The following is a 24,116-nucleotide window of genomic DNA, read 5'->3' on the forward strand; positions in this document are numbered from 1 at the left end:
CGAAAAGCGCTGCCAACGAAAAGGGCTGCGGCAATGCCGCAGCCCTCTCTTGGAAGGTCTGTCGTTGTGTGCAGACCGGTTTGGCGTCTTGGGGTCACCGACCCGCAAAAACTGTTCGCGCAAGCTTTCGTCGGCTGTCACGATATCGTCAAGGGACAAAACGGAATGTGTGAGAAAATGTTCCTGTTTTTCCCGACACGTTTCGGCGCGGGCAAACGTTCGCCAGCAGCTTGGCGTCACGCATTACCATTATATCCCGAACGACACGACGGCTGCGCTCATTGTGTCGGCGGATGGTGTCGGCGCTATCCATGCATTGCCCGGCTGAGCGCCGAGACCGGTCCGCCCGCCGAACCGGCAGCATCCTGGTGCAGCCGGTTCGGTGCCCTGAGGCGTCAGTTCATCCCGATTTCCACCGCGATCCGGATCAGGTCGGAATGGTTCTTGGCACCGAGCTTCTGCTTGAGCAGAGAGGTGGTGTTGGCGACGGTCTTGTAGGAGATGCCGAGCGCCTCGGCGACCTCGACGATCTTGTCGCCTCGCCCCAACAGGCGAAGAATCTCGAGCTCCCGCGGCGTCATCTGCGAGGCTGGATTGGCCTTGATCGCCGCGCCGGAAAACGTCACGGCTTCCGCGAGCTGCGGTGAGATGAAATTGTCGCCCGCAACCACCTTGCGCACCGCCTTGAGCAGGATCCGGGGATCGTCGCCCTTGGAGACGTAGCCCTGGGCCCCGAGCTCGACCGCCCGCACCACGAAGGCTGGATCATCGTTCATGCTGAACATGATGATCTTGGCGTCGGGATCGTCCTTGCGAATGCGCCGCATCAGTTCAAAGCCGGAGACGTCGGGCAGGCTGATGTCGATCACAGTGACGTCGGGCCGCCTGCTGACATAGGCGCGATGCCCGGATTTGGCGTCGGTCGCCTCGTCGATCCGGATCGAATGGTCGGAGGAGAACAGGGTGCGGCAACCGGACAACACCACGGGATGGTCGTCGACAATCAGGACGCGGGTCGCCGGCTTGGCAGTATCTTGCATTGTAACTCTCTAGTTTTTCGATTCATAAACCGACGGGAACAAATGGAAAGAGCAAAATCCCCTGATGCGCGTTAGAATTGACCTAATGTGGCAACGGCTGTCCTTCAGTACACAATTGTTTCTGCCGCTCGGCCTGCTGTTCATGGCGGCGCTGATCATGGGCGGCGTCCTGCTGCACGTCTTCACGACCGGTCAGCTCGCCGAGGAGAACCAGCCGGCCCAACGATCGACCAAAGCCGTGGCCGAGGCCCTCAACAACGCTCTGCGTTCATCCGACCATCCGCGAAGGACCCTGGATGACTTCGTGCGGATGCTGGACGAGTCCTCAGATATTCAATTCCTTCCTGCAGGAGCGGTTGCTCCTCCCTTTGCGTCGAGGGGCCTGCAAGGTTCGCATGGCCCACCAAAATGGTTCGTCAGTCTCCTTTCCATTCCGGACTTGCACATCGCATTTCCGGTATCCCTCAACGGCGAGCATTTCGGCGACATCGTGTTTGTGCCGGACCTGTCCGCAGCGCTGTTCGAGACCTGGGTGGGCTTCCTCGCCTTGGCCGGCTTCGTCGTCGCGCTGACCGGGCTGACAGGGGTCGTCGCCTATGTGTTTGCGGGATCAGCCCTGCGACCACTGCAGGATCTTGGCGCAGGCCTCACGCGGCTACGACGCGGCGACTACGCAACACCGATCTCGGTCGGGGGACCGCCGGAAATCCGGCAAAGCTGCGAGGAGGCCAATGCGCTGGCCGAAACGCTGGTGCAGTTGAGCCAGGACAATCGCGACCTGCTGCACCGCCTGGTCTCGCTGCAGGACGACGAGCGGCGCGATCTCGCGCGCGAACTGCACGACGAACTCGGTCCGCTGCTGTTCGGCATCCGCGTCGGCACCATCGCATTGGTCGATGCCTCGCCCCCGGCGGGAAATCTCAGCAGTTCGGCGCAGGAGGTGTTGCAATCGGTCGAGGCGCTCCAGCAGACCAACCGCCGCATCCTCGACCGGTTGCGACCGCTCTACATCGAGGAATTGGGTCTGGAGACCAGTGTGCAGACGCTGCTCCGAAATTTTCGCAAGCAGGCGCCGTCTATCGACCTGACGGACGCGGTCGATCCGAATCTCAACGCGATCGACGGGCCGCTGGCTCAAACCGTCTATCGCGTGATTCAGGAGGCGCTGACCAACGTGCTGCGTCATGCCGGCGCCAGCCATGCCCATGTGCAGGCGACCTTCGCCGGCGAGACGGTCGTCATCGAGATTTCCGACGACGGCGGCGGCTTTCCCGAAGGGAATCTGTTCGGCCGCGGCCTGACCGGCATGCATGAGCGCGTGCGCGCACTCAGCGGATCGCTGTCACTGCTGCGCGTGGACGACAGAACCTATGTGCGCTGCCGCCTTCCCGCCGAACCGGCACGCGAGGCGCCGGTCAGCGATTGAAGCGCTTTCGAGCGAAGTGGATACCGGTTCGCGTGAAGAAAACGCCAAAACAGAATCTGGTGTTCGGCTCTGATTAATCAGAACGGAAACTCTAGCACGCACAGCCAAGCTGCGCGTTCTGTCGCGCCGGCTCGCACAGCGTGGTGCGGATCTTGCCGTCGGGGCTGAAACAAAACGAGGCGCGAATGCGCAGCGCGCCGGCGACGGAATATTCGAGATCGACGCCGTGGGGTGCAGGATGGATTTCCTCCAACCCGAAACCGGCCGACGAGAAAGCGCTGAGCCGCGGCTGCCAATAGGCTTCGAGCTCGCTCCGGCCGCGATAGCGCTGCGTGCCGTTGCACGTGCATTCGACCTGGGCGTCATCCGCATAGAGGTCGAGGAGCGTCGCGAGGTCGCCCTTCCTGCAGGCATCCACCCAATCGACGACAATTCCCATCTGGTCGAAATCACTCACGCTGCAATCCTGTCTGCCGCGGAAAATTACTGGCGGCTTAGGACCACACTCGTGAATGTGCGCTGAATGGTAAACCCCGGGCGATACCGGGTTCCCTAAGTGGATCTACGGAGCTCAGCCCCGCCGCCGCCCTCTTGCCCACACGGCGAAGGCGATGAGCACGGCGCCTGCAAGGGTGAACCAGGTGATGGCGTATTGCAGGTGATCGTCCTTGAGATGGACGTCGAGCGGCCCCGGCCGCGGAATGCCATTCTCGGGCGCCGGCTGCTCGAGGTCGACATAGAACGGCGCAACCGCGCCCCAGCCCAGCGCGCTCGCGATCGCCACGTGATCGCGCACGAACCACAGCCGCTTGCCGCGGTTCTCCGCCGGGGTCAGCCAGCCCGGTGCCTCGGGGAAGCGCAGATAGCCGGTGAACGAGACCGCCTGCCCGGTGACGAGCTTCCTGACCGCGCGATCCTCGACGCTGCGATCCTGCATGGTGTTTTCGACGAAGCCCGCATCGATCACCACCGTCTCGCCGCTCGGCAGCCGCGCCGGCAGGAAGGCCCAGGTGCCGGGGCCCGACGCGTCCTTACGCACGGCGGATCCGGAGGAATAGACCATCGCATCGGGCAACGGCGCGTAGGTCGCGGTAAAGCTGACACGGCGGAATTCATCGCGCGCGGGACTTAGCGCGGCCCATCGTGCCGGCGGCGGCAGAGTGACCGGTGCCTCCGCGAGGCGCTCGGTCAGTGCGGCGATCAGCTCGTGCTTGGCGATGCGGCGCTGCAATTGCCAGACGCCGAGCGTGACGCAGACCGCGGTCAGGAAAAGCGTAAACAGCGCGAAGCCGGCCACGCGGGGCTTGCGCGCGGTCTCGTTCATTTCGCGCGGTCGACCAGCCGGCCCGGCGCCGCCTTATGGTGGAATTGCAGTGCGATCAGCAGCGACTTCATCGCGCGCAACGGCAGCAGGGTAGTCGCAAGGATCAGCGGCAGCCACAGCACCGCGTGCAGCCAGTACGGCGGCTGGTACTTGACCTCGATGACGAGCGCGCAGCCGACGACGATCGCGCCGGCCAGCATGATGATGAAGATCGCCGGACCGTCACCGGAATCGATGAAGGCGTAGTCGAGGCCGCAACGCTCGCAGCAAGGCGCAAGCGTCAGGAAGCCTGCATAGAGCTTGCCCTGGCCGCAGCGCGGGCATTTGCAGGCAAGCCCGCGCAGCGCGCTTTGCAGGACGGTGGCTTGCGGCTCGGACGTATCGGCGGCTTCGTTCATGGCAAAAGGTCTATCACAGTTTCTGCCGAAACCCCTGCGCGCAAAAAAGCAAAAGGGCGGCCCGGGGCCGCCCTTTCTCGATCCGAAGCCAGCCCGCTCAGTGCGCGCCGTGAGCCATGGTCTCGGCGCCGTGTCCCCAGACATAGATGCAGAGGAACAGGAACAGCCAGACCACGTCGACGAAATGCCAGTACCAGGCGGCGAACTCGAAACCGAGATGCTGGGTCGGCGTGAAGTGGCCGGCATAGGCGCGGAACAGGCACACCAGCAGGAAGATGGTGCCGACCAGCACATGGAAACCGTGGAAGCCGGTCGCCATGAAGAAGGTCGCGCCGTAGACGTTGCCGCCGAAGGAGAATGCCGCGTGGCTGTACTCATAGGCCTGCACGCAGGTGAAGAGCGCGCCGAGCACGACGGTGAGGATCAGGCCATATTTCAGGCCCTGGCGATCGTTCTCGAGCAGCGCATGGTGGGCCCAGGTCACCGTGGTGCCGGAGGTGAGCAGGATCAGCGTGTTCAGGAGCGGCAGATGCCAGGGATCGAAGGTCTCGATGCCGTGCGGCGGCCAGGTGCCCGGCACGGTGCAGGCGCCGGCCGCGGTCCCGAGACCACAGCCGAACACCGCATCGCGGGTAGCGTGGACGGCGTCGGCCGGGAATAGCGCCGCGTTGAAATAGGCCCAGAACCAGGCGACGAAGAACATCACCTCCGAGGCGATGAACAGGATCATGCCGTAGCGGTGATGCAGCTGCACGACGCGGGTGTGGTCGCCCTTGTACTGGGCTTCCCTGATCACGTCGCCCCACCAGCTCGCCATGGTGTAGAGCACACCGACGGTGCCGACACCGAAGATGATCGGCGCAGCCGAGAACATGTGGTGCATCCAGGTGATCGCGCCGACCGCCATGATGAAGGCGGAGATGGAGCCGACGACGGGCCATGGCGAGGGATCGACCAGATGGTAGTCGTGATGCTTGGTGTGCGCCGTTGCCATTTGCGGTCTCGCTCCTCAATCCCGTGCCTGTCAGGCACTTATCCCCTTATTCCAACCCCGGCGCGTGAGTCCGGAGATCAGAGATTTCCCTTGCGTTTGTCGTCTTCGCTGGCCGCGAGCGGCTTCACCACCGGATCCTTCACCGGATAGAACGTGTAGGACAGCGTGATCGTGTTGAGACCGTCGTTCTCGTGGTCGTCGGCAATCGACGGATCGACATAGAATACGACCGGCATCTCGCGCTTCTCGCCCGGCGCCATGGTCTGCTCGGTGAAGCAGAAGCAGTTGATCTTCTGGAAATAGGATCCGACCGTCAGCGGCGCGACATTGTAGGCGGCCTGGCCTGCGGTGGTCCGCGCGGCCTGGTTGGTCACCGTGTAGAAGACGGTCACGACCTGGCCGATATTGACCTCGATCTCGCTCTGCTCGGGCTCGAACTTCCAGGGCAGGCCGGGCGCGACGTTGGAATCGAAGCGCACCGCGATCTTGCGTGCGATCGGGCCGCTGGCCGGCGCCGAGGTCGCGACCTGGGTCGTGCCGTTGAAGCCGGTGGCGCGGCAGAACCAATTGTAGAACGGCACCGCCGCGTAGGAGGCGCCGACCATCAGCGCGACCACGCCGCCGCAGATCGAGGCGACCACCACGTCGCGGCCAAGCCCCCTGGCAGGCCTGCGCCCCTTGGTGGCCGTCCGGCTCTGATCCCGCGATATGGTCGGCTTCTGATCCATGTTTCCTACATCGGCCGGACGAGCACGGCCGGCCCCTTGACCATGGTCACGGCGAAGAACAGCACTACGAGCACGCCGAGCGCGAGTGCGATCGCGATCGAGCGCTGACGACGGCTCTTCTTCTGCGCCTCGGTGAGGACGATTCCGTCTATCTCGGGTTTGTCGGCCATCCCTGTGATCATGCGCCCCCTACCATCGGCGCAAGCGCCCGGAACACGACCTCGGCCAGCAAGGTCGCAAACAGCGCGAACAGATAAAGGATGGAGAACGCGAACAGCTTGCGGGTCGCCCGCAGCGATTGGCTGCGCTCGCGACGGACATAGACGTTGATGGCGAACCCCAGCATGCCGGCGCCGAGGATCAGCGAGACGATGCCGTAGATGGCGTCGAAGTAGCCGAGCGCCCAGGGCGCGGCCGCGACCGCGATCAGCACGATGGTGTAGAGCAGGATCTGAAGCCGGGTCGCGTCGGGGCCGGCGACGTTGGGCAGCATCGGAATGCCGGCGCGCGCGTAATCGTCGGAGCGGAACAGCGCCAGCGCCCAGAAGTGCGGCGGCGTCCAGAAGAAGATGATGGCGAACAGCAGTAGCGGCTCGACGTCGACCGTGCCTGTGACCGCGGCCCAGGCCACCACCGGCGGCAGTGCGCCGGCGGCACCGCCGATCACGATGTTCTGCGCGGTCCAGCGCTTCAGGCCGATTGTGTAGATCACGACGTAGAAGAAGATGGTGAAGGCGAGCAGCGCGCCCGCGATCCAGTTGACCAGGATGCCGAGCGTCATCACCGAGAAGAAGGCGAGCGTCATGCCGAAGGTCATCGCCTCGGGACGGGTGATGCGGCCGCGCGGAATCGGCCGGTTCGCCGTGCGCGACATCTTGGCATCGATGTCGCCTTCGAGCGCCATGTTGAGCGCGCCGGACGCGCCGGCGCCGACCGCGATGCAGAGCAGCGAGGTGATGGCCAGCACCGGGTGGAAATGCCCGGGCGCCATCGCCATTCCGACCAGCGCGGTGAAGATCACCAGCGACATCACCCGCGGCTTCAGGAGCGCGATGTAATCGCCAACCTCCGCTTCGGAGATGCGGGGATTGATGTCGATGGCGTTGTGGTCGAGGACGGACACTAGACTGACTCGCTTGGTTGTCGAGCCGCGGCGCCCGTCACGGGCGCCGCGAGCATTGGCTTACTGCACGCGGGGCAGCACTTCGAACTGGTGGAAGGGCGGCGGCGAGGGCAGCGTCCATTCCAGCGTGGTCGCACCTGCACCCCACGGATTGTCGCCAGCCGGCACCTTCTTCGCGAAGGCGTCGATCACGCAGTAGAGGAAGATCAGCACGCCGAAGCCGGAGATATAGGAGCCGACCGACGAGACCAGGTTCCAGCCCGCGAACGCGTCGGGATAATCGACATAGCGGCGAGGCATGCCCGACAGACCGAGGAAGTGCTGCGGGAAGAACACCAGGTTCACGCCGATGAAGGTGACCCAGAAGTGCGCCTTGGCGAGCCCTTCATTGTACATGTAGCCGGACATCTTCGGGAACCAGTAGTACCAGCCGGCGAAGATTCCGAACACCGCACCGAGCGACAGCACGTAGTGGAAGTGCGCGACCACGTAGTAGGTCTCCTGGAGCACGCGGTCGACGCCGGCATTCGCCAGCACCACGCCGGTGACGCCGCCGACGGTGAACAGGAAGATGAATCCCACCGCCCAGATCATCGGCGCGCGGAACTCGATCGAGCCGCCCCACATCGTGGCGATCCACGAGAAGATCTTCACGCCGGTCGGGACCGCGATGACCATCGTGGCGGCGACGAAATAGGCCTGCGTCGCCGAGGACATGCCGACCGTGTACATGTGGTGCGCCCACACCACGAAGCCGATGCCGCCGATCGCGACCATGGCGTAGGCCATGCCGAGATAGCCGAACACGGGCTTGCGCGAGAAGGTCGAGACGATCTGGCTGACCATGCCGAAGGCGGGCAGGATCAGGATGTACACTTCGGGGTGACCGAAGAACCAGAACAGATGCTGGAACAGCACGGGATCGCCGCCGCCTTCCGGATTGAAGAACGTCGTGCCGAAATTGCGGTCAGTGAGCAGCATCGTGATCGCACCGGCGAGCACCGGCAGCGACAACAGCAGCAGGAACACCGTCACCAGGATCGACCACACAAACAGCGGCATCTTGTGCAGGGTCATGCCCGGCGCGCGCATGTTGAAGATCGTGGTGATGAAATTGATGGCGCCCAGGATCGAGGAAGCGCCCGCCAGATGCAGCGACAGGATCGCGAAGTCCACCGCCGGGCCCGGATGGCCCGAGCTCGACAGCGGCGCGTACATGGTCCAGCCGGCGCCGACGCCGTTGGCGCCCGGCTCGCCCTCGACGAAGGTCGACATCAGCAACAGCGCGAACGAGGCCGGCAGCAGCCAGAACGAGATGTTGTTCATGCGCGGGAACGCCATGTCGGGCGCGCCGATCATGAGCGGCACGAACCAGTTGCCGAAGCCGCCAATCATCGCGGGCATGACCATGAAGAAGATCATGATCAGACCATGGGAGGTCACGAACACATTGTAGGTGTGCGTCTCGTGGAAGATCTGCACGCCCGGATACATCAGCTCGGCACGGATCGCGATCGACATCGCGGCGCCGATGACGCCGGCGATGACCGCGAAGATCAGGTACATCGTGCCGATGTCCTTGTGGTTGGTCGAATAGACGTAGCGCCGCCATCCGGTCGGATGGGCGTGCTCGTCATGTCCGTGGTCTTGCGCGTGATCGCCGTGTGCCGCTGCGCTCGTTGCCATTTTCTAATCCTGCCTTGCGTCCCGATCGGACCTCTGGAGGTCCCGCCTTATGTCGCTTTCAGTTTCCTCGAACCCTGCGCCCGGCGCTCACTGCGTCGGGCCGGCCGTGGAGGCGTAGGTGCTGGTGCCGCCGCTCGCATATTTCTTCTTCGCGGTCTCGACCCAGGAGGCGAACTCCTGGTCGCTCACCACACGGATCGCGATCGGCATGAAGGCGTGGTCCTTGCCGCACAATTCCGAGCACTGGCCGTAGAACATGCCGGTCTTGGTGGCCTTGAACCAGGTTTCGTTGAGCCGGCCCGGAATGGCGTCGATCTTGACGCCGAAGGCCGGCAGCGCAAAGGCATGAATCACGTCGGCCCCGGTCACCTGAACCCGAACCACCTTGTTGACGGGCACCACCATCTCATTGTCGACGCCCAGCAGACGGGGCTGCTTGTCCTGGGCCATCAGCGAGTCGAACTCGAACTTGCCGTTATCAGGATAGGCGTAGGACCAGTACCACTGCTTGCCGGTCGCCTTGATGGTCAGATCCGCCTTCGGCACGTCGAGCTCGAGGAACAGGAGGCGGAACGACGGCACCGAAATGCCGACCAGGATCAACACCGGCACGAGCGTCCACGCCACCTCGATCAGCGTGTTGTGCGTGGTCCGCGACGGCACCGGATTGGCTCTCGCGTTGAACTTCACGACAACGATCACGAGCAGCGCCAGAACGAACAGCGTGATCAGCGTGATCAGCACGAACAGGAAATTATGGAACCAGACGATGTTGTCCATCACCGGGGACCCGGACTGCTGAAGCGTCCACTCCCACGCAGCCGGCTGCCCCAGCTCGGCAAATGCCGCACCGCCCGTCGCCAGCGTCAGACCCGCCACGGCCAATCCCAGCAAGTGCCGGCCCACCGGGCCCATCGACATCTTCATGCCGTTCGCGCTCCCCTAACGAAATCACCCCAAGTGCATTCCCCTATTTTCGGGAAACGCTTTATTCGATCCCCCCGTCTGACAAACCGCCGCGCAAGAATACCTCTAAGAGGAATTGGGGCCAGATCGCTAGAACGCCGAAATCAAGCCTCTCAAACCATAATTCTTGATCTATCGCAATGCAGTCTTGAGCCTCGTCTGTCAGCCATCACCCGCAAGATATTTCCTAGTAACATCAGACAAAAATACCATTTCCCGGGATGCTGCCGCTTGACAGCGGAATTGCCCGCGGTAGGCACTTGGCGCACAGCCGCACAGGAACCTGATTCGTGCGGGCGATTGCGGCCGGGGCGGCGTGGAATTTGCTTGCGAATCGCCTTCAAGACGCCGTCATTCCCGTATCAGTCCGCCTGACGCGAGCGACCCAGGCGAGCAGAGGGACCGACCCGATGGGGTTTTCGAGATCCATGGCAAGGCGGGCTAAAAGCCAGGCTGGCAGCCTCACGATGCTGGCCGCTCTGCTGGCGGCGGTCGTCGTCCTGGCGCTTCCGGGCCTCGCCCATGCGCAGGGCGCGGTGCGCTCCGTCCATGGCGACTGGCAGATCCGCTGCGACACCCCGCCGGGCGCCCAGTCCGAGCAATGCGCCCTGATCCAGAGCGTGGTGGCCGAAGACCGCTCCAACGCCGGCCTGACCGTGATCGTTCTCAAGACCGCCGACCAGAAGAGCCGCCTGATGCGGGTGGTCGCCCCCCTCGGCGTTCTCCTGCCCTCCGGCCTCGGCCTCAAGCTCGACAACCAGGACGTAGGCCGTGCCGGCTTTGTCCGCTGCCTGCCCAATGGCTGCGTCGCCGAGGTCGTCATGGACGACAAGCTGCTCGGCCAGCTCCGCACTGCCAAGACCGCGACCTTCATCATCTTCGAGACCCCGGAAGAAGGCATCGGCTTCCCGCTCAGCCTGAACGGGCTCGGCGAGGGCTATGACAAGCTGCCGTAGTGCGAAGGGCGGTTAGGCCCGCGAATCCTATTGTTTCCGTAATGTGAGACTTGGCGCCCTCGCGGAAGTGCCGGGAAACCATTATCTTGCCTCACATCCCCCGATAATGGACGGACGCATGACCAACCCTGCCACAACCTCCCTGCTCGACCGCGCCAATCTCGACCGCGATCAGGTTCGCAACGAGCTCGCGCGCGGGCTTGCCGGTGCCGACGACGGCGAATTGTTCCTGGAATACAGCCAGACCGAAGCGCTGATGTTCGACAATGGCCGGCTGAAGCAGGCGACCTACGATACCTCGCAGGGTTTTGGCCTGCGCGCCGTCAAGGACGACGCCGTCGGCTACGCGCATTCCTCCGACGTGTCGCTGCCGGCGCTGATTCGCGCTGCGGACGCGGTCGCGGCCGTGCGCGGCGGTTATTCCGGCAGCTTCGCCGCGCCTCCTGCGCATACCAACGTGCGGCTTTATAGTGACGACAATCCGCTCGATGCCCCCGGCTTCGAGACCAAGGTCAAACTGCTCGCCGAGATCGACGCTTATCTGCGCGACAAGGATCCGCGGGTGCGGCAGGTCAGCGTCAGCCTGGGCGCGACCTGGCAGGTGGTCGAGATCCTGCGGCCCGACGGCGAGAGCTATCGCGACATCCGCCCGCTCGTGCGCGTCAACGTCTCCGTCGTCGCCGGTCAGGGCGACCGCCAGGAGAGCGGCAGCAAGGGCTATGGCGGCCGCGCCGGCTACGCCGAATTCATCGAAAGCAAGAACTGGCGCGACGCCGCCGACGGCGCGTTGCGTGAGGCTCTGGTCAACCTGGAATCGATTCCCGCCCCCGCCGGCGAGATGGACGTCGTGCTCGGGGCCGGCTGGCCCGGCGTGATGCTGCATGAGGCGGTTGGCCATGGCCTCGAAGGTGACTTCAACCGCAAGAAGACGTCCGCGTTTGCCGGCCTGATGGGCCAGCAGGTCGCGGCCAAGGGCGTGACCGTGGTCGACGACGGCACGATTGCCTCGCGCCGCGGCTCGCTGTCGATCGACGATGAGGGAACGCCGACCAACCGCACCGTGCTGATCGAGGACGGCGTCCTGGTCGGCTACATGCAGGACCGTCAGAACGCCCGCCTGATGAACATGAAGCCGACCGGCAACGGCCGCCGCCAGGGCTATGCCCACGTGCCGATGCCGCGCATGACCAACACCTACATGCTGGCGGGCGACCGCGATCCGGCCGAGATCCTCGCGTCGGTGAAGAACGGCGTCTTCGCCGCGAATTTCGGCGGCGGCCAGGTGGATATCACCTCGGGCAAATACGTGTTTCAGTGCACCGAGGCTTACAAGATCGAGAACGGCAAGATCGGTGCGCCCCTGAAGGGCGCCATGCTGATCGGCAACGGGCCGACCGACCTGCATCGCATCCGCATGATCGGCAACGACCTCGCGCTCGATACCGGCATCGGCACCTGCGGCAAGAACGGTCAGGGCGTGCCGGTCGGCGTCGGCCAGCCGTCGCTGTTGATGGAACGCATTACGGTGGGTGGAACAGGCGGATGAGCGTCGAGAAGATAACTGTCACCACGAAGCGGAAGAGCAGCGGCTGGGGCGGCCAGCTGGTGCAGCTCGCCGGCATCGTCGCGGCGGTGTTCATCGCCAAGGGTGCGCTGGCCGAGCCGTTCTACGTGCCGTCGGGCTCGATGGAGCCGACGCTGTTGATCGGCGACGCCTTGATCGCCTCGAAATTCCCCTACGGCTACGGCACCTCGTCGCTGCCGATCCAGATCAACCTGCCCGAGAGCGGCCGCGTCTTCGCGGAAACGCCGAAGCAGGGCGACGTCGTGGTCTTCCGCTGGCCCGGCGACCGCTCGCAGGCCTGGGTCAAGCGCGTCGTGGGCCTGCCCGGCGACCGCATCCAGCTGCGCCAGGGCCAGCTCTTCGTCAACGATCGCCCCGCCGAGTTGAAGCCGGACGGCGTTGGTGCCGCCGAGGACGACAATGGCGGCAGCGAACCCGCCTATCGCTATGTCGAGACGCTGCCGAACGGCGTCTCGCATCTGATCTTCAAGATGCGTGACAACGGTCCGCTCGACAACACGCAGGAAGTGACGGTGCCGGCAGGCCATCTCTTCGTGCTCGGCGACAACCGCGACAATTCCGCCGACAGCCGCGTGCCCTTGCGCTCCGGCGGCGTCGGCATGTTGCCGATCGACAATCTGGTCGGCCGCGCAGACGCCGTGCTCGGATCCTGGGATCTCGGTATCCGGGGCCAGCCGGTGTGGACCTGGCTGTCCGGATTTCGCATGGCGCGGTTTTTCACCGCCGTGCATTGAACCGATCTCATGACCTTCGACGACGTCAGAAAATTCGCACTGACGTGGCCGGAGGTCGAGGACGGTACCTCCTACGGCACGCCCGCACTAAAGGTGCGCAAGAAGATGCTGGCGCGTCTGAAGGAAGATGGCGACAGCCTGGTGATGCCGGACGTCCCGGTCGACGAGCGCGCGATGCTGGTCGAGAGCCAGCCAAAAATCTTCTACTTCACCGATCACTACGCCGATTATCCGATAGTGCTGATCCGCCTGTCCAAGGCAAAGCGCGCGATCGTGGAGTCGCTGCTGCGGCGGCGTTGGCGCGCGCTGGCTTCGAAGGCGGCGCGAGCGGATTATGATGCACGCGTGAGCGCGTGACGACTGTCATGGATGAGGCCCGCTTCCTCGCGCTGGCGCTAAAGAACCCGATTAACGTCGCGATTCTCGATGAGCTCCACCAGCTCGCGCTGCCCGATGCGTGGCTGGTCTCGGGATGTCTCGTGCAATCGGTTTGGAACGTGCTCACCGGCCGTGCGATCGATTACGGCATTGCCGATTACGACGTCTTCTACTTCGACCCTGACACCTCCTGGGACGCGGAGGACGTCGTGATCCGCAAGCTGCAAGCGCGCCTCGATCATCTCGGCGTCAAGATCGAGACCCGCAACCAGGCACGCGTGCATCTGTGGTACCCGGCCAAGCACGGCCTGCCCTATCCGCCGCTGTCGTGCTCGACTGACGGTATCGACCGTTTCCTCACACAGAACACGCAAGTGGGCGTGCGGCGCTCGGACGACGGTTTCCACGTTTATGCGCCGCACGGCTTCGATGACGTGGCGGGCTTGATTGCACGCCCCAATCCAAGCCCGAATTTCTCCGCAGCGAATTACGCGGTAAAGGCCGCGAGATGGAGGGCGTTGTGGCCCGAGCTTACGGTGATTGCGCCGGAATGATCCGAGCTATCTCACCACGCCCGACGTGAATCCCGCCTTCCGCCGCGGCGGCTTGATCTCCTTTTTCAGGAAACAGCGCGCTTCGCGTCCCGTGTAGCCCGGGCGGGCATAGGTGAAGGCGCGGCATTTGTTGTCGGCGGTGCAGACGGCCTTGCAGGCTTCTTCGCCTTCGCCGTCCTTCATCTCGAAATTGCGCAAATCGCCGCCGGGGCGGTCGATGGAGGTCTCCACGCCTTCGACACGCGGCTCGATCACACCGGCGCCGCGCACGCCGGAGATGCAGCAGCTTCCCGGCACGCGCGCAGGCACCGTGTTCTTCAGCCAGCACACCGCCGAGCCGCCTTCGATGTCAGGATAGTTGAAGCTCCACGAGCGGCAACGGCGGTCGCGCTCGCACAGCAGCGCGCAATCCTCGGGATCGCCCGACGTGACCGGAGAGCTGAAATAATCTCCGCCTGGCCGGTCGAACGCCGTCTGGGCGCGCGCAGGCCAGCTCGCAAACACGAGCGAAAGCAACGCGGCGCAGGCTACGACGCCTGCCAGGACGCTTGCCATGACGGCCAGGCGGCCCTTCCCCATCGGAACAGCTTTCGAGTTATTGACGACGCTCGGGTTTTTCAGCTGGCCATTTGATCGCCGCAAACCTGTACGGGCGATGAACGGCCCGAGTCCGATCGTTTTGCCTTGGGTCTAGAACGCGTATTCCGCGTAGGCCGGTTCCACCGAGCGGTTCCAGGGACCGTTGAACTTGTCGAGCATCTCCTCAGCCGGCGTGCGGCCGGAATCGATAATGCGATCGAGCGGCTCCAGATGCCTGGTCTCGTCGCGGCCAAGCTGGTCGATCCGGCCGCGCCGGCGCAAGCCGGCATGCGCCAGAACGAGGCACTCCTTGGCGATCTCGAACAGATAGCGGTCCTTGATTCGCGACTTGAACCCGAAGCGTGGCACGTCGTCGCGCAGCGCCTGACGCTCATGCGCGGTCCAGTGCTTCACGAGGTCCCAGGCGGCATCCAGCGACACATCGTCGTAGAGCAACCCGGCCCAGAACGCCGATAGCGCCGGCAGACGGCCCCACGGGCCACCGTCGGAGCCGCGCATCTCGAGATAGCGCTTGAGCCGCACCTCCGGGAAAATCGTCGAAAGATGGTTGGCCCAGTCCGACAGCGTCGGGCGTTCCCCGGGCAAATTGTTGTTGCGGCCATCGAAGAAGGCGCGGAACGAGGAGCCCGAGACGTCGATGTAGTCCTCGTCGCGCTTGACGAAATACATGGGCACGTCGAGCGCGTAGTCGACATAGCGCTCGAAGCCCATGCCGTCCTCGAATGCCCACGGCATCATGCCGGCGCGCGCGTTGTCGGTGTCGCGCCAGATCTCGGACCGGAAGGAGAGAAAGCCGTTTGGCTTGCCCTCGGTAAACGGCGAATTGGCGAACAAGGCGGTTGCGGCCGGCTGGAGCCCGAGCGAGACACGCAGCTTCTTGACCATGTCCGCTTCGGAGGAGAAGTCGAGATTGGTCTGTACCGTGCAGGTCCGGTACATCATGTCGAGGCCGTACTGGCCGACCTTCGGCATGTAATTGGTCATGATCTTGTAGCGGCCCTTGGGCATCACCGGGATGTCGGCGCGCGACCAGGACGGCGTCATGCCGAGGCCGAGGAAGCCGATGCCGAGCGGCGTTGCGATCTCGCGCACCTGCGCCAGATGCGCCATCAGCTCACTCTGGGTCTGGTGCACGTTCTCGACGGGGGCACCCGAGAGTTCGAACTGCCCGCCAGGCTCGAGCGAGATCGCGCCGCCGCCAGTGACGTCGTAGAGGCCGATGATGTTGCCCTTCTCCATGATCGGCTCCCAGCCGAGCAGGAGTTTCATGCCTTCGAGCAGCGCGCCGATACCGCGCGCGCCCTCGTAGGGCACCGGACGGTGGCCTTCGAGCGTGAACGGCGTCTTCTCGTGCTCGGTGCCCATGCGGAATTCGGACGGGTCCTTGCAACCAGCCTCGAACCACGCGACGAGTTCGTCGCGCGATTGCAGCGGCGTCATATCGATCTGGTCTCGCGCCATATCAGACTCTAATCAAAAGCGCTTCGATCGAACGCGCGTGGGTGACAGGGATGGTCCGCGCAGCCACCGGCTGCACGGACGAGCTGGTTTGCCGCGCGATCATCGCAACGGCGTGGTTTCGTTGACGTGGGCAGGCGGCAGTTTCATCTCGCCGCACGAGCAGCCCAGACGGTCGAGCAGACCGCTGAGCTTCACGGCATCCGCATCGGACAGCTTCGAACCGACATATTTCTCGATCGCGGCCGAATAGGCGCCCCACATCCGCTTCTGCAATTCGCGGCCGGCTTCCGTGATCTCCACGAACTGGCCGCGCTTGTCGATCTTGCATTCACGCCGCGAGGCGAGGCCTTCGTCGACCAGGCGGTCGATCAGCCGCGATGTCGAATATTGCGGGATCAGCATCTGCCGTTCGAGTTCGACCGGCCGGAGCTCGCCCGAGGGCGCCCGTGACAGTTCGAGCAGCGCGTCATACCATGCGAGCGGCGGGAAGCCGGCCTTCTTCAGGTCCTGCTCGACGCAATTGAGCACACGGCTCTGCACCCGCATCAAGCGGATCCAGGCGGAAGTCGCCTCGGTCGATGGTTTGCGTTTCATGGTCCCGCTCAAGCTCGTCGCCCGTCTCTTACCCTATTCGATGCACCTGCATCAATCTTGACTATTTCAAGCAGATGCATGTAGTCGTTCTTTCGCCTGAACCAAGCAACAAGAGGAGGAAATTCCATGAAATTGTACTATTCGCCCGGTGCGTGCTCGCTGTCCCCCCATATCGCGCTCCTGGAAGCCGGCCTGCCCTATGAACTGGTCAAGGTCGATATTCGGGCCAAGAAGCTCGAAAACGGTGAGGATTATCTGAAGCTGAACCCCAAGGGCCAGGTCCCTGCGCTGGGCCTCGATAGCGGAGAGATCGTGACCGAAGGCCCGGTGATTGTCCAGATGATCGCCGATCAGGCCTCAGCCAAGGCGCTGGCGCCGGCCCACGGCAGCGCCGAGCGCTACAAGCTGCTCGAATGGCTGAACTTCCTCACCTCGGAGGTCCACAAGAGCTTCGGCCCGATGTTCGCGCCGACGCTGAACGACGAGGCCAAGGCCTTCTTCAAGGACCGCGTCATGGGCAAGCTGAAATACATCGACAGCCAGCTCGCCGGCCGCGACTACCTCATGGGCAAGCAGTTCACGGTGGCCGACGGTTATCTCTTCACGATGCTGACCTGGGGCGACCGGATGAAGTTCGACCTCTCGGCGATGCCGAACCTTGCCGCGTACAAGACCCGCGTCGCGGCGCGGCCGCAGGTGCAGGAAGCGATGAAGAAGGAAGGGCTGATCCAGGCTGCCTGAGGCACACATGCGAAAGGCCGGATCGAGAATCCGGCCTTTCGTATTTTTCATCCCGGCTACGGTTCAGAGAATCACGCCGCCGCCTTCTTTGGCGCGAAGCGGCCGTAGAAGGTCTCGCCCTTCGCCGCCATCTCTTCGAGCAATTTCGGCGGGGTGAAGCGCGATCCGTATTTCGCCTCCAGCTTGTGGCAGAGTTCGACGAACTTCTTGGGACCCATGAAGTCGATGTAGGACAGCGTGCCACCGGTGAACGGCGCAAAGCCGAAGCCGAGGATCGAGCCGACATCCGCTTCGCGCGGATCGGTGATGACGTGGTCCTCAACGGTGCGCGCGGCCTCCACCGCCTGCACTACCAGGAAGCGCTGCTTCAACTCCTCGACGTCGAGGGTATCTGGGTCGAGCTGCTTGGGCTGCAGCGCGGACAAGCCGGGCCACAGGCTCTTCTGTCCCTTGCCCTTCTCGGGGTAGTCGTAGAAGCCCTTGCTGTTCTTGCGGCCCAGACGGCCCTGCTTCTCGACCATTTCCACCATCAGCTTCTTCTGATCGGGATTGATGGCGTTGGGGCCGAGATCGGCTTCCGTCGCCTTCATGATCTTGAGCCCGAGGTCGAGCGCGACCTCGTCCGACAGCGAGAGCGGGCCGACCGGCATGCCGGCCATCTTGGCGCAGTTCTCGATCATCGCCGGCGGCACGCCCTCGAGGAACATCTCGTTGCCCTCGGCGACGTAGCGGCCGACGCAGCGATTGGCGAAGAAGCCTCTGGAGTCGTTGACGACGATCGGCGTCTTGCCGATCTGCCGGACGTAGTCGAGCGCGGTCGCGATCGCGAGATCGCCGGTGTTCTTGCCCTGGATGATCTCGACCAGCATCATCTTCTCGACCGGCGAGAAGAAGTGGATGCCGACGAACCTGCCTTGGTCCTTGAAGGATTCCGCCAGCGAGGTGATCGGAAGCGTCGAGGTGTTGGACGCGAAGATCACGTCCGGCTTCATGTGCTCCTGCGCCTTGGCAAAGGTATCAGCCTTGACCTTGCGGTCCTCGAACACGGCCTCGATGACGAGATCGACGTCCTTGAGCGCGGAATAGTCCGCGGTCGCCGTGATGCGCGCGAGCAGCGCTTCTGCGTCGCCGGGCTTGGCGCGGCCCTTCTTGATCTGCTCCTCGATCACCTTTTGCGCATGCGCCTTGCCCTTGTCGGCGCTCTCCTGGTCGCGATCGATCAGGACGACGTCGAGACCGGCACGGGCTGAGACATAGCCGACGCTCGCGCCCATGAAGCCGGCGCCGATCACGGCGATCTTCTTCACCTTGGTCGGCGGCACATCCTTCGGACGGCGCGCGCCCTTGTTGAGCTCCTGCATCGACAGGAACAGGCTGCGGATCATCGCAGCCGCTTCCTTCGAGCGCAGCACCGAGGTGAAGTAGCGCGACTCGACACGGAGCGCGGCGTCGATCGGCAGCTGCAGGCCCTCGTAGACGCAGCTCATGATCGCGCGTGCGGCCGGATAATTGTCGTAGGTCTCGCGGCGATAGATCGCGTTGCCGGCCGGGAACATCATCATGCCGGCCTTGGAGAACACCGGACCGCCCGGCAGCTTGAAGCCCTTCTCGTCCCAGGGCGCAACAGCCTTGCCGCCGCCCTTGATCCAGTCCTTTGCCGCCTTGACGAGGTCGGCGGCGGGAACGATGGCGTGGATCAGATTCAGCGCCTTGGCTTTCTCGATCGTGACCGGATCGCCCTTGAGCAGGATCGTCATCGCGTCCTGCGGCGGCACCAGGCGCGGCACGCGCTGCGTGCCGCCGGCGCCCGGGAACAGGCCGACCTTGACCTCGGGCAGACCGAGGCGGGTCTTGGGATTCTCCGCCGCCACGCGATAGTGGCAGCACAGCGTAATCTCGAAACCGCCGCCGAGCGCGAGGCCGTTGATCGCCGCCGCCCACGGCTTGCCGGAGGTTTCGATCGAGCGCAGCACCTGCGAGAAGCGCCGGCTCTGCTCGAACAGCATCTGGTTCGCGGCCGTCTCGCCCTGCTCCCCAAACACTTTTGCGTAGGCCTGATTCATGCCCTCGAGCATGGAAAGATCGGCACCCGCGCAGAACGCCTCCTTGGCGGAGGTGATGACGACCCCCTTCACCACGGCGTCGGCCGTGGTCGCCTTGACGATCGCGTCGAGCTCGCTGGTCGATGTCTCGTCGAGCACGTTCATCGAACGGCCCGGGATGTCCCAGGTCACGAGCGCGATGCCGTCGGAATCGGTCTCAACCTTGAAGTTCTTGTAAGCCATGCTGGTTGCTCCCTCCCCTTAGACGCGTTCGATGATGGTCGCGGTGCCCATGCCGCCGCCGATGCACAGCGTCACCAGTGCGGTCGCCTTGTTGGTGCGCTCGAGCTCGTCGAGCACCGTCCCGAGGATCATGGCACCGGTCGCGCCGAGCGGATGGCCGAGCGCGATCGCACCGCCATTGACGTTGATCTTGGCGTTGTCGATGTCGAAGGCCTGGATGTAGCGCAGCACAACCGAGGCGAAGGCCTCGTTGAGCTCGAACAGGTCGATGTCCGACTTCTTCATGCCCGAGCGCGCGAACAGCTTTTCGGTGACATCAACCGGACCGGTCAGCATCATCGCGGGCTCCGAGCCGATATTGGCGAATGCGCGGATCCTTGCACGCGGCTTCAGTCCGTACTTGCCGCCGGCTTCCTTGCTGCCGAGCAAAACGGCGCCGGCACCATCGACAATGCCCGACGAATTGCCGGCGTGGTGCACGTAATTGACGCGTTCGATTTCCGGATGCGACTGCACCGCGACGCCATCGAAGCCGCCCATCTGCGCCATCATCGTGAACGCCGGCTGCAGCTGCGCCAGCGACTGCATCGTCGTCGAAGGACGCATATGCTCGTCCTTGGCGAGGATGGTGAGGCCGTTGATGTCCTTCACCGGGACGACCGACTTGTCAAAGCGGCCTTCTTCCCAGGACTTCGCCGCACGCTGCTGGCTCTGCACCGCATAGGCGTCGACGTCGTCACGCGAGAAGCCGTATTTGGTCGCGATCAGATCGGCCGAGACACCCTGCGGCATGAAATAGGCCGGCACTGCCATCGAGGGGTCCATCGGCCAGGCGCCGCCGGAAGCGCCGATGCCGACGCGGCTCATCGATTCGGCGCCGCCGCCGATCACGAGCTCGTGCTGGCCGCTCATCACCTGGGCTGCGGCAAAATTCACGGCATCGAGGCCGGAGGCGCAGAAGCGGCTGATCTGGACGCCCGGCACCGCTTCGCCGAGGCCCGCCTTCAGCGCGGCAAAGCGCGCGATGTCGGAGCCGGCTTCGCCGACCGGATCGACCACGCCGAGAATGACGTCATCGACGGAATCTTCGGGGAGGTTGTTGCGGTCCTTCAGCGCCTTGAGCGGCACGGTCGCGAGCGCGAGCGCGGTGACTTCGTGCAGCGCGCCGTCCGCCTTGCCGCGGCCGCGCGGGGTGCGGACGTGGTCGTAGATGAATGCCTCAGGCATGACGCCCTCCTGATGTGATGATCTTGTGGTCGTGATCCGGTCGCAGCGAAAGCGGCTTCAGAACGCTTCCGCCGGCAGTTCCATGATGGTGGCGCAGCCGGCCTGGATGCGCGCGAGATTGGCGGCGGTCTCCGGCAGCATCCGCTCCATGAAAAAACGGCCGGTGACGAGCTTGGTCGAGAGATAGGGCGTCGCACCGCTCTCGGCAATCTTGGCTTGCGTCACCTTCGCCATCTTCGCCCACATATAGCCGAGCGCGACGAAGCCGAAGAGATTGAGGTAATCGGTTGCGGCGGCACCGGCATTGTCGGGCTTGGCCATCGCGTTCTGCATCAGCCAGGTGGTGGCCTGCTGGAGATGGCCGAGCGAGGCCGAGAGCGGAGTGATGTAGGGCTTCATCGCCTCGTCGCCGCCGTTCTCCTTGGCGAAGGCCATGACCTCGCCGAAGAACGCCATGATGGCGCGGCCGCCGTCGCGCGGCAGCTTGCGGCCGACGAGGTCGAGCGCCTGGATGCCGTTGGCGCCTTCGTAGATCATGGCGATGCGGGCATCGCGCACGAACTGCTCCATGCCCTGCTCGGCGATATAGCCGTGGCCGCCATACATCTGCTGCGCCTGCACCGCGTTGGCGAAGCCGTAATCGGTGAGAAAGCCCTTCAGCACCGGCGTCATCAGGCCCATGTGATCATCGGCGGCCTGGCGGTCCTTGGGATCCTCGGAGCGATGGGCGACGTCGCTCTTCAGCGCGGTCCACATCACGAAGGCGCGCGCGGCCTCGTTGAAGGCGCGGATCGACAGCAGCGTGCGGCGCACGTCGGGATGGACGATGATCGGATCGGCCGGCTTGTCCGGCGCCTTGGCACCGGTGAGCGAACGGCCCTGGATGCGATCCCGCGCATAGGCGACCGCGTTCTGATAGGCCACTTCCGACTGCGCGAGACCCTGCACGGCGACGCCGAGGCGGGCCTCGTTCATCATCACGAACATGCCCTGCATGCCCTTGTTCTCTTCGCCGATCAGCCAGCCGGTGGCGTTGTCGTAGTTCATCACGCAGGTGGAATTGCCGTGAATGCCCATCTTGTGCTCGATCGAGCCGCAGACCACGCCGTTGCGTGCGCCGACCGAACCATCGGCATTGACCAGGAATTTCGGCACCACGAACAGCGACACGCCCTTGATGCCGGCGGGCGCGCCCTCAATGCGGGCAAGCACGAGGTGGATGATGTTGGGCGCGAGGTCATGCTCGCCGGCCGAGATGAAGATCTTGGTGCCCGTGATCTTGAAGCTGCCGTCGGCCTGCCGCACCGCCTTGGTGCGGAGCATGCCGAGATCGGTGCCGCAATGCGGCTCGGTCAGGTTCATGGTGCCGGTCCACTCGCCCGCCACCATCTTCGGCACGTAGGTCTGCTTCTGCTCCGGCGTGCCGTGGACGATCAGCGCCGCGGTCGCGCCCATGGTGAGGCCGCCATACATCGAGAACGCCATGTTGGCGGAGATCTGGAATTCGTTGACCGCCTGGCTCAGCGTCACCGGCAGACCCTGGCCGCCGAACTCGGTTGGTGCCGACAGGCCGAGCCAGCCGCCCTCGGCGACCTGCTTGAACGCCTCCTTGAATCCCGTCGGCGTGGTGACGCTACCGTCATCGGCGCGCTTGCAGCCTTCGAGATCGCCCACGCGATTGAGCGGCTGCAGCACTTCTTCGGCGAGCTTGGCAGCTTCGCCGAGAATGGCTTCGCGCACGTCGCTCGACGCGTCGGAGAAGCCGGCCAGATTGTCGTAGCGGTCGATCTGGAAGACGTCGTTGAGCAGGAAGTTCACGTCTTCGACGGGGGCTTTGTAGATCGGCATGGTGGTCTCCCGGCAGGCCTTGAAGTGACGGTATTGGCTTAGGATTGAGTGGCGGCAAGCTGTTCCGCCATCAGGCGATGCAGCATGTTGATCGCCTTCAGCGGCCGCACCATCACCTTGAAATGCGTGATGCGCCCCTCGCCGTCGAAGCTGATGATGTCGACGCCGTTGATCTCGATGCCGTCGATCATGGTCTTGAATTCGAGCACGGCGCCGCTCTCACTCTTCCATTCACCGACATAGCTGAAGCCGGGACCGCCAAGCACCTTCTCAGCGCTGGCCAGATATTTGAAGGTGATGTCGCGGCCGCGCTGCGGCGCGTGCACGACAGGGCTTTCGAAGACGGCGTCGGGATGGAGCAGGTCCCAGAGCGCTGCCCGGTCATGCGACTTCATGTAGCCGTACCAGGACTCGAGGCCGGTCATTCAGGTGCCTCCCTAAAAGGCTCGGGCAAAAAACGCGAAAACAACCCCATGCACAGTAGCGCGAAGGTTGACTCCATTGGGGTTTTCGGGGCGGTTTTTGCCCTCGTTATCGGGTCGCCTCATATGCACATTGACGCATATGCGCCGATGCGCATAAAGTCAAGCCAATTGGTTAAGATCGACAACAGGAGGACCGGGTCATGGCTTTGGGCGACGCAATCCTCGCTTGCCTGACGGAACGTCCGATGACGGGCTACGAGCTCGCCAAGACATTCGATTCCTCGATCGGCTTCTTCTGGAAGGCCGACCACCAGCAGATCTACCGCGAGCTCTCCAAGCTGCGCGACCGCGGCTACATCCAGGGCCGCGAGGTCGTGCAAACCGGCAAACCCAATAAACTGATCTATACGCTGACTCCGGAGGGCCGAACAGCGCTGCGGCACTGGGCCGCGCGGCCAAGCACGCCCCCTTCCATCAAGGACGATCTCCTGGTGCGGTTGCATGCGCTCGACAGCATCGGCCTCGAGCCCATGCGCACCGACCTGATGGCCCGGCTCGAGCACCACCGCGATCGCCACGAGAACTACGAGCGCATCCTGAAGAAGCGCTTCCCGGAAGGGGCGGCGTCCGGCGTGCTCGACCTCGGTAACCTGCTGCTGCTTCAGCTCGGCGCCCGGCACGAGCAGATGGTGGCCGATTTCTGCGAAGAGGCGCTCGAGGCCCTGTCGGCGATGAGCGCAAGCGGCACCGTGGTGCCGCTGGAGGATGGCAAGCGCGAGGGCAAGGGCTGAGGGGCTGGCCAGACGCCATGACGTGCCGTTGCGTATTATTCCGCTGTCATCGCCCGCCTTGTGCGCAATTGCGCACGGGGGCGGGCGATCCAGTATTCCAGAGGCTGCGCGGCTGGAATCGAGAGGCTGCGGGTACTGGATGCCCCGCTTTCGCGGGGCATGACAGCGGTGGGTGTCGCACCCCGCCGCCCAACTTTAAGACACCGTCAACGGGTTCCTTAACCCGTTATTTACCGTAACAGACAAAAGTCG

25 protein-coding genes are annotated in these 24,116 nt (G+C 64.0%); 8 read left to right on the top strand and 17 right to left on the bottom strand.

Annotated features, from left to right (window positions below; translation table 11 throughout):
- Positions 1-395: 395 nt before the first annotated feature.
- Positions 396-1,040 (bottom strand): response regulator transcription factor, encoded by a 645-nt coding sequence (locus IVB19_RS34195; RefSeq protein ID WP_018459998.1) that lies wholly within the window; start codon positions 1,038-1,040, stop codon positions 396-398.
- 85 nt (positions 1,041-1,125) lie between these two features.
- Between IVB19_RS34195 and IVB19_RS34200 the strand changes: the two genes are divergently transcribed.
- Positions 1,126-2,466, top strand: coding sequence for a histidine kinase (locus tag IVB19_RS34200; RefSeq protein ID WP_018459999.1), 1,341 nt, complete (start codon positions 1,126-1,128; stop codon positions 2,464-2,466).
- Between the two features lie 91 nt (positions 2,467-2,557).
- Here IVB19_RS34200 and IVB19_RS34205 read toward each other — a convergent pair whose 3' ends face one another.
- The 9 genes from IVB19_RS34205 to coxB form a co-directional block, all read right to left on the bottom strand.
- Positions 2,558-2,923 (bottom strand): nuclear transport factor 2 family protein, encoded by a 366-nt coding sequence (locus tag IVB19_RS34205; protein ID WP_026233921.1) that lies wholly within the window; start codon positions 2,921-2,923, stop codon positions 2,558-2,560.
- A gap of 114 nt (positions 2,924-3,037) precedes the next feature.
- Entirely contained in the window at positions 3,038-3,790 is a 753-nt protein-coding gene (locus IVB19_RS34210; protein WP_018460001.1) for an SURF1 family protein, read from the bottom strand.
- A complete protein-coding gene (locus tag IVB19_RS34215) occupies positions 3,787-4,188 on the bottom strand; it encodes a DUF983 domain-containing protein (RefSeq protein WP_018460002.1) in 402 nt (133 codons plus the stop codon). Before IVB19_RS34215 ends, IVB19_RS34210 begins: the two co-directional genes overlap by 4 nt.
- A 97-nt stretch (positions 4,189-4,285) precedes the next feature.
- Positions 4,286-5,182: a cytochrome c oxidase subunit 3 gene (locus tag IVB19_RS34220; RefSeq protein ID WP_018460003.1), complete on the bottom strand. Its 897-nt coding sequence runs from the start codon at positions 5,180-5,182 to the stop codon at positions 4,286-4,288.
- Between the two features lie 77 nt (positions 5,183-5,259).
- Entirely contained in the window at positions 5,260-5,910 is a 651-nt protein-coding gene (locus IVB19_RS34225) for a cytochrome c oxidase assembly protein (protein WP_018460004.1), read from the bottom strand.
- Between the two features lie 5 nt (positions 5,911-5,915).
- Positions 5,916-6,092, bottom strand: coding sequence for a cytochrome c oxidase system small membrane protein (locus IVB19_RS34230; protein WP_026233922.1), 177 nt, complete (start codon positions 6,090-6,092; stop codon positions 5,916-5,918).
- On the bottom strand, positions 6,089-7,033 hold the full coding sequence (locus tag IVB19_RS34235; RefSeq protein ID WP_018460006.1) for a heme o synthase: 945 nt from the start codon (positions 7,031-7,033) through the stop codon (positions 6,089-6,091). The genes IVB19_RS34230 and IVB19_RS34235 overlap by 4 nt, the downstream gene beginning before the upstream one ends.
- Positions 7,034-7,093: 60 nt before the next feature.
- Entirely contained in the window at positions 7,094-8,719 is a 1,626-nt protein-coding gene (gene ctaD, locus IVB19_RS34240) for a cytochrome c oxidase subunit I (protein WP_007605061.1), read from the bottom strand.
- A gap of 87 nt (positions 8,720-8,806) precedes the next feature.
- Positions 8,807-9,646, bottom strand: coding sequence for a cytochrome c oxidase subunit II (coxB, locus tag IVB19_RS34245; RefSeq protein ID WP_018460007.1), 840 nt, complete (start codon positions 9,644-9,646; stop codon positions 8,807-8,809).
- A gap of 449 nt (positions 9,647-10,095) precedes the next feature.
- On the opposite strand from coxB, the gene IVB19_RS34250 reads away from it, so the two are divergent.
- The 5 genes from IVB19_RS34250 to IVB19_RS34270 all read left to right on the top strand — a co-directional run bounded on the left by IVB19_RS34250 (position 10,096) and on the right by IVB19_RS34270 (position 13,892).
- Positions 10,096-10,641 carry an invasion associated locus B family protein gene (locus IVB19_RS34250; protein ID WP_026233923.1) on the top strand — a complete coding sequence of 182 codons (546 nt, stop codon included), beginning with the start codon at positions 10,096-10,098 and terminating at the stop codon, positions 10,639-10,641.
- A gap of 118 nt (positions 10,642-10,759) precedes the next feature.
- Positions 10,760-12,187 carry a metalloprotease TldD gene (gene tldD / locus IVB19_RS34255; RefSeq protein ID WP_026233924.1) on the top strand — a complete coding sequence of 476 codons (1,428 nt, stop codon included), beginning with the start codon at positions 10,760-10,762 and terminating at the stop codon, positions 12,185-12,187.
- Positions 12,184-12,960, top strand: a complete 777-nt coding sequence (lepB, locus tag IVB19_RS34260; protein WP_018460010.1) for a signal peptidase I — start codon at positions 12,184-12,186, stop codon at positions 12,958-12,960. Before tldD ends, lepB begins: the two co-directional genes overlap by 4 nt.
- A gap of 9 nt (positions 12,961-12,969) precedes the next feature.
- Positions 12,970-13,317 carry an MmcQ/YjbR family DNA-binding protein gene (locus tag IVB19_RS34265; protein WP_018460011.1) on the top strand — a complete coding sequence of 116 codons (348 nt, stop codon included), beginning with the start codon at positions 12,970-12,972 and terminating at the stop codon, positions 13,315-13,317.
- Positions 13,318-13,325: 8 nt separating this feature from the next.
- Positions 13,326-13,892: a nucleotidyltransferase family protein gene (locus IVB19_RS34270; protein ID WP_018460012.1), complete on the top strand. Its 567-nt coding sequence runs from the start codon at positions 13,326-13,328 to the stop codon at positions 13,890-13,892.
- Positions 13,893-13,898: 6 nt separating this feature from the next.
- Here IVB19_RS34270 and IVB19_RS34275 read toward each other — a convergent pair whose 3' ends face one another.
- The 3 genes from IVB19_RS34275 to IVB19_RS34285 form a co-directional block, all read right to left on the bottom strand.
- Entirely contained in the window at positions 13,899-14,471 is a 573-nt protein-coding gene (locus IVB19_RS34275) for a PAN domain-containing protein (protein WP_018460013.1), read from the bottom strand.
- Between the two features lie 111 nt (positions 14,472-14,582).
- Positions 14,583-15,953 (bottom strand): glutamate--cysteine ligase, encoded by a 1,371-nt coding sequence (locus IVB19_RS34280; protein WP_247820789.1) that lies wholly within the window; start codon positions 15,951-15,953, stop codon positions 14,583-14,585.
- Between the two features lie 99 nt (positions 15,954-16,052).
- Positions 16,053-16,547 (bottom strand): MarR family winged helix-turn-helix transcriptional regulator, encoded by a 495-nt coding sequence (locus IVB19_RS34285; RefSeq protein WP_007599417.1) that lies wholly within the window; start codon positions 16,545-16,547, stop codon positions 16,053-16,055.
- A gap of 126 nt (positions 16,548-16,673) precedes the next feature.
- Here IVB19_RS34285 and gstA point away from each other — a divergent pair, with 126 nt between their 5' ends.
- The gene (gene gstA / locus IVB19_RS34290) at positions 16,674-17,288 is read left to right on the top strand and encodes a glutathione transferase GstA (protein ID WP_018460015.1); all 615 of its coding nucleotides are present in this window, start codon (positions 16,674-16,676) and stop codon (positions 17,286-17,288) included.
- Between the two features lie 71 nt (positions 17,289-17,359).
- Here the strand turns inward: gstA and IVB19_RS34295 are convergent, their stop codons facing one another.
- The 4 genes from IVB19_RS34295 to IVB19_RS34310 are packed head-to-tail and all read right to left on the bottom strand — an operon-like array spanning position 17,360 to position 23,073.
- A complete protein-coding gene (locus IVB19_RS34295; RefSeq protein ID WP_085351979.1) occupies positions 17,360-19,573 on the bottom strand; it encodes an FAD-dependent oxidoreductase in 2,214 nt (737 codons plus the stop codon).
- An 18-nt stretch (positions 19,574-19,591) separates the two neighbouring features.
- Positions 19,592-20,800 carry an acetyl-CoA C-acetyltransferase gene (locus tag IVB19_RS34300; RefSeq protein ID WP_018460017.1) on the bottom strand — a complete coding sequence of 403 codons (1,209 nt, stop codon included), beginning with the start codon at positions 20,798-20,800 and terminating at the stop codon, positions 19,592-19,594.
- 57 nt (positions 20,801-20,857) lie between these two features.
- A complete protein-coding gene (locus tag IVB19_RS34305; RefSeq protein ID WP_018460018.1) occupies positions 20,858-22,648 on the bottom strand; it encodes an acyl-CoA dehydrogenase C-terminal domain-containing protein in 1,791 nt (596 codons plus the stop codon).
- A gap of 38 nt (positions 22,649-22,686) precedes the next feature.
- Positions 22,687-23,073: a nuclear transport factor 2 family protein gene (locus IVB19_RS34310; RefSeq protein ID WP_018460019.1), complete on the bottom strand. Its 387-nt coding sequence runs from the start codon at positions 23,071-23,073 to the stop codon at positions 22,687-22,689.
- A gap of 200 nt (positions 23,074-23,273) precedes the next feature.
- On the opposite strand from IVB19_RS34310, the gene IVB19_RS34315 reads away from it, so the two are divergent.
- Positions 23,274-23,864 (top strand): PadR family transcriptional regulator, encoded by a 591-nt coding sequence (locus IVB19_RS34315; protein WP_018460020.1) that lies wholly within the window; start codon positions 23,274-23,276, stop codon positions 23,862-23,864.
- Positions 23,865-24,116: the final 252 nt, after the last annotated feature.

Origin of the sequence: Bradyrhizobium sp. 187 (assembly GCF_023101005.1) — a bacterium.
Taxonomy (GTDB): Bacteria; Pseudomonadota; Alphaproteobacteria; order Rhizobiales; family Xanthobacteraceae; genus Bradyrhizobium; species Bradyrhizobium canariense_D.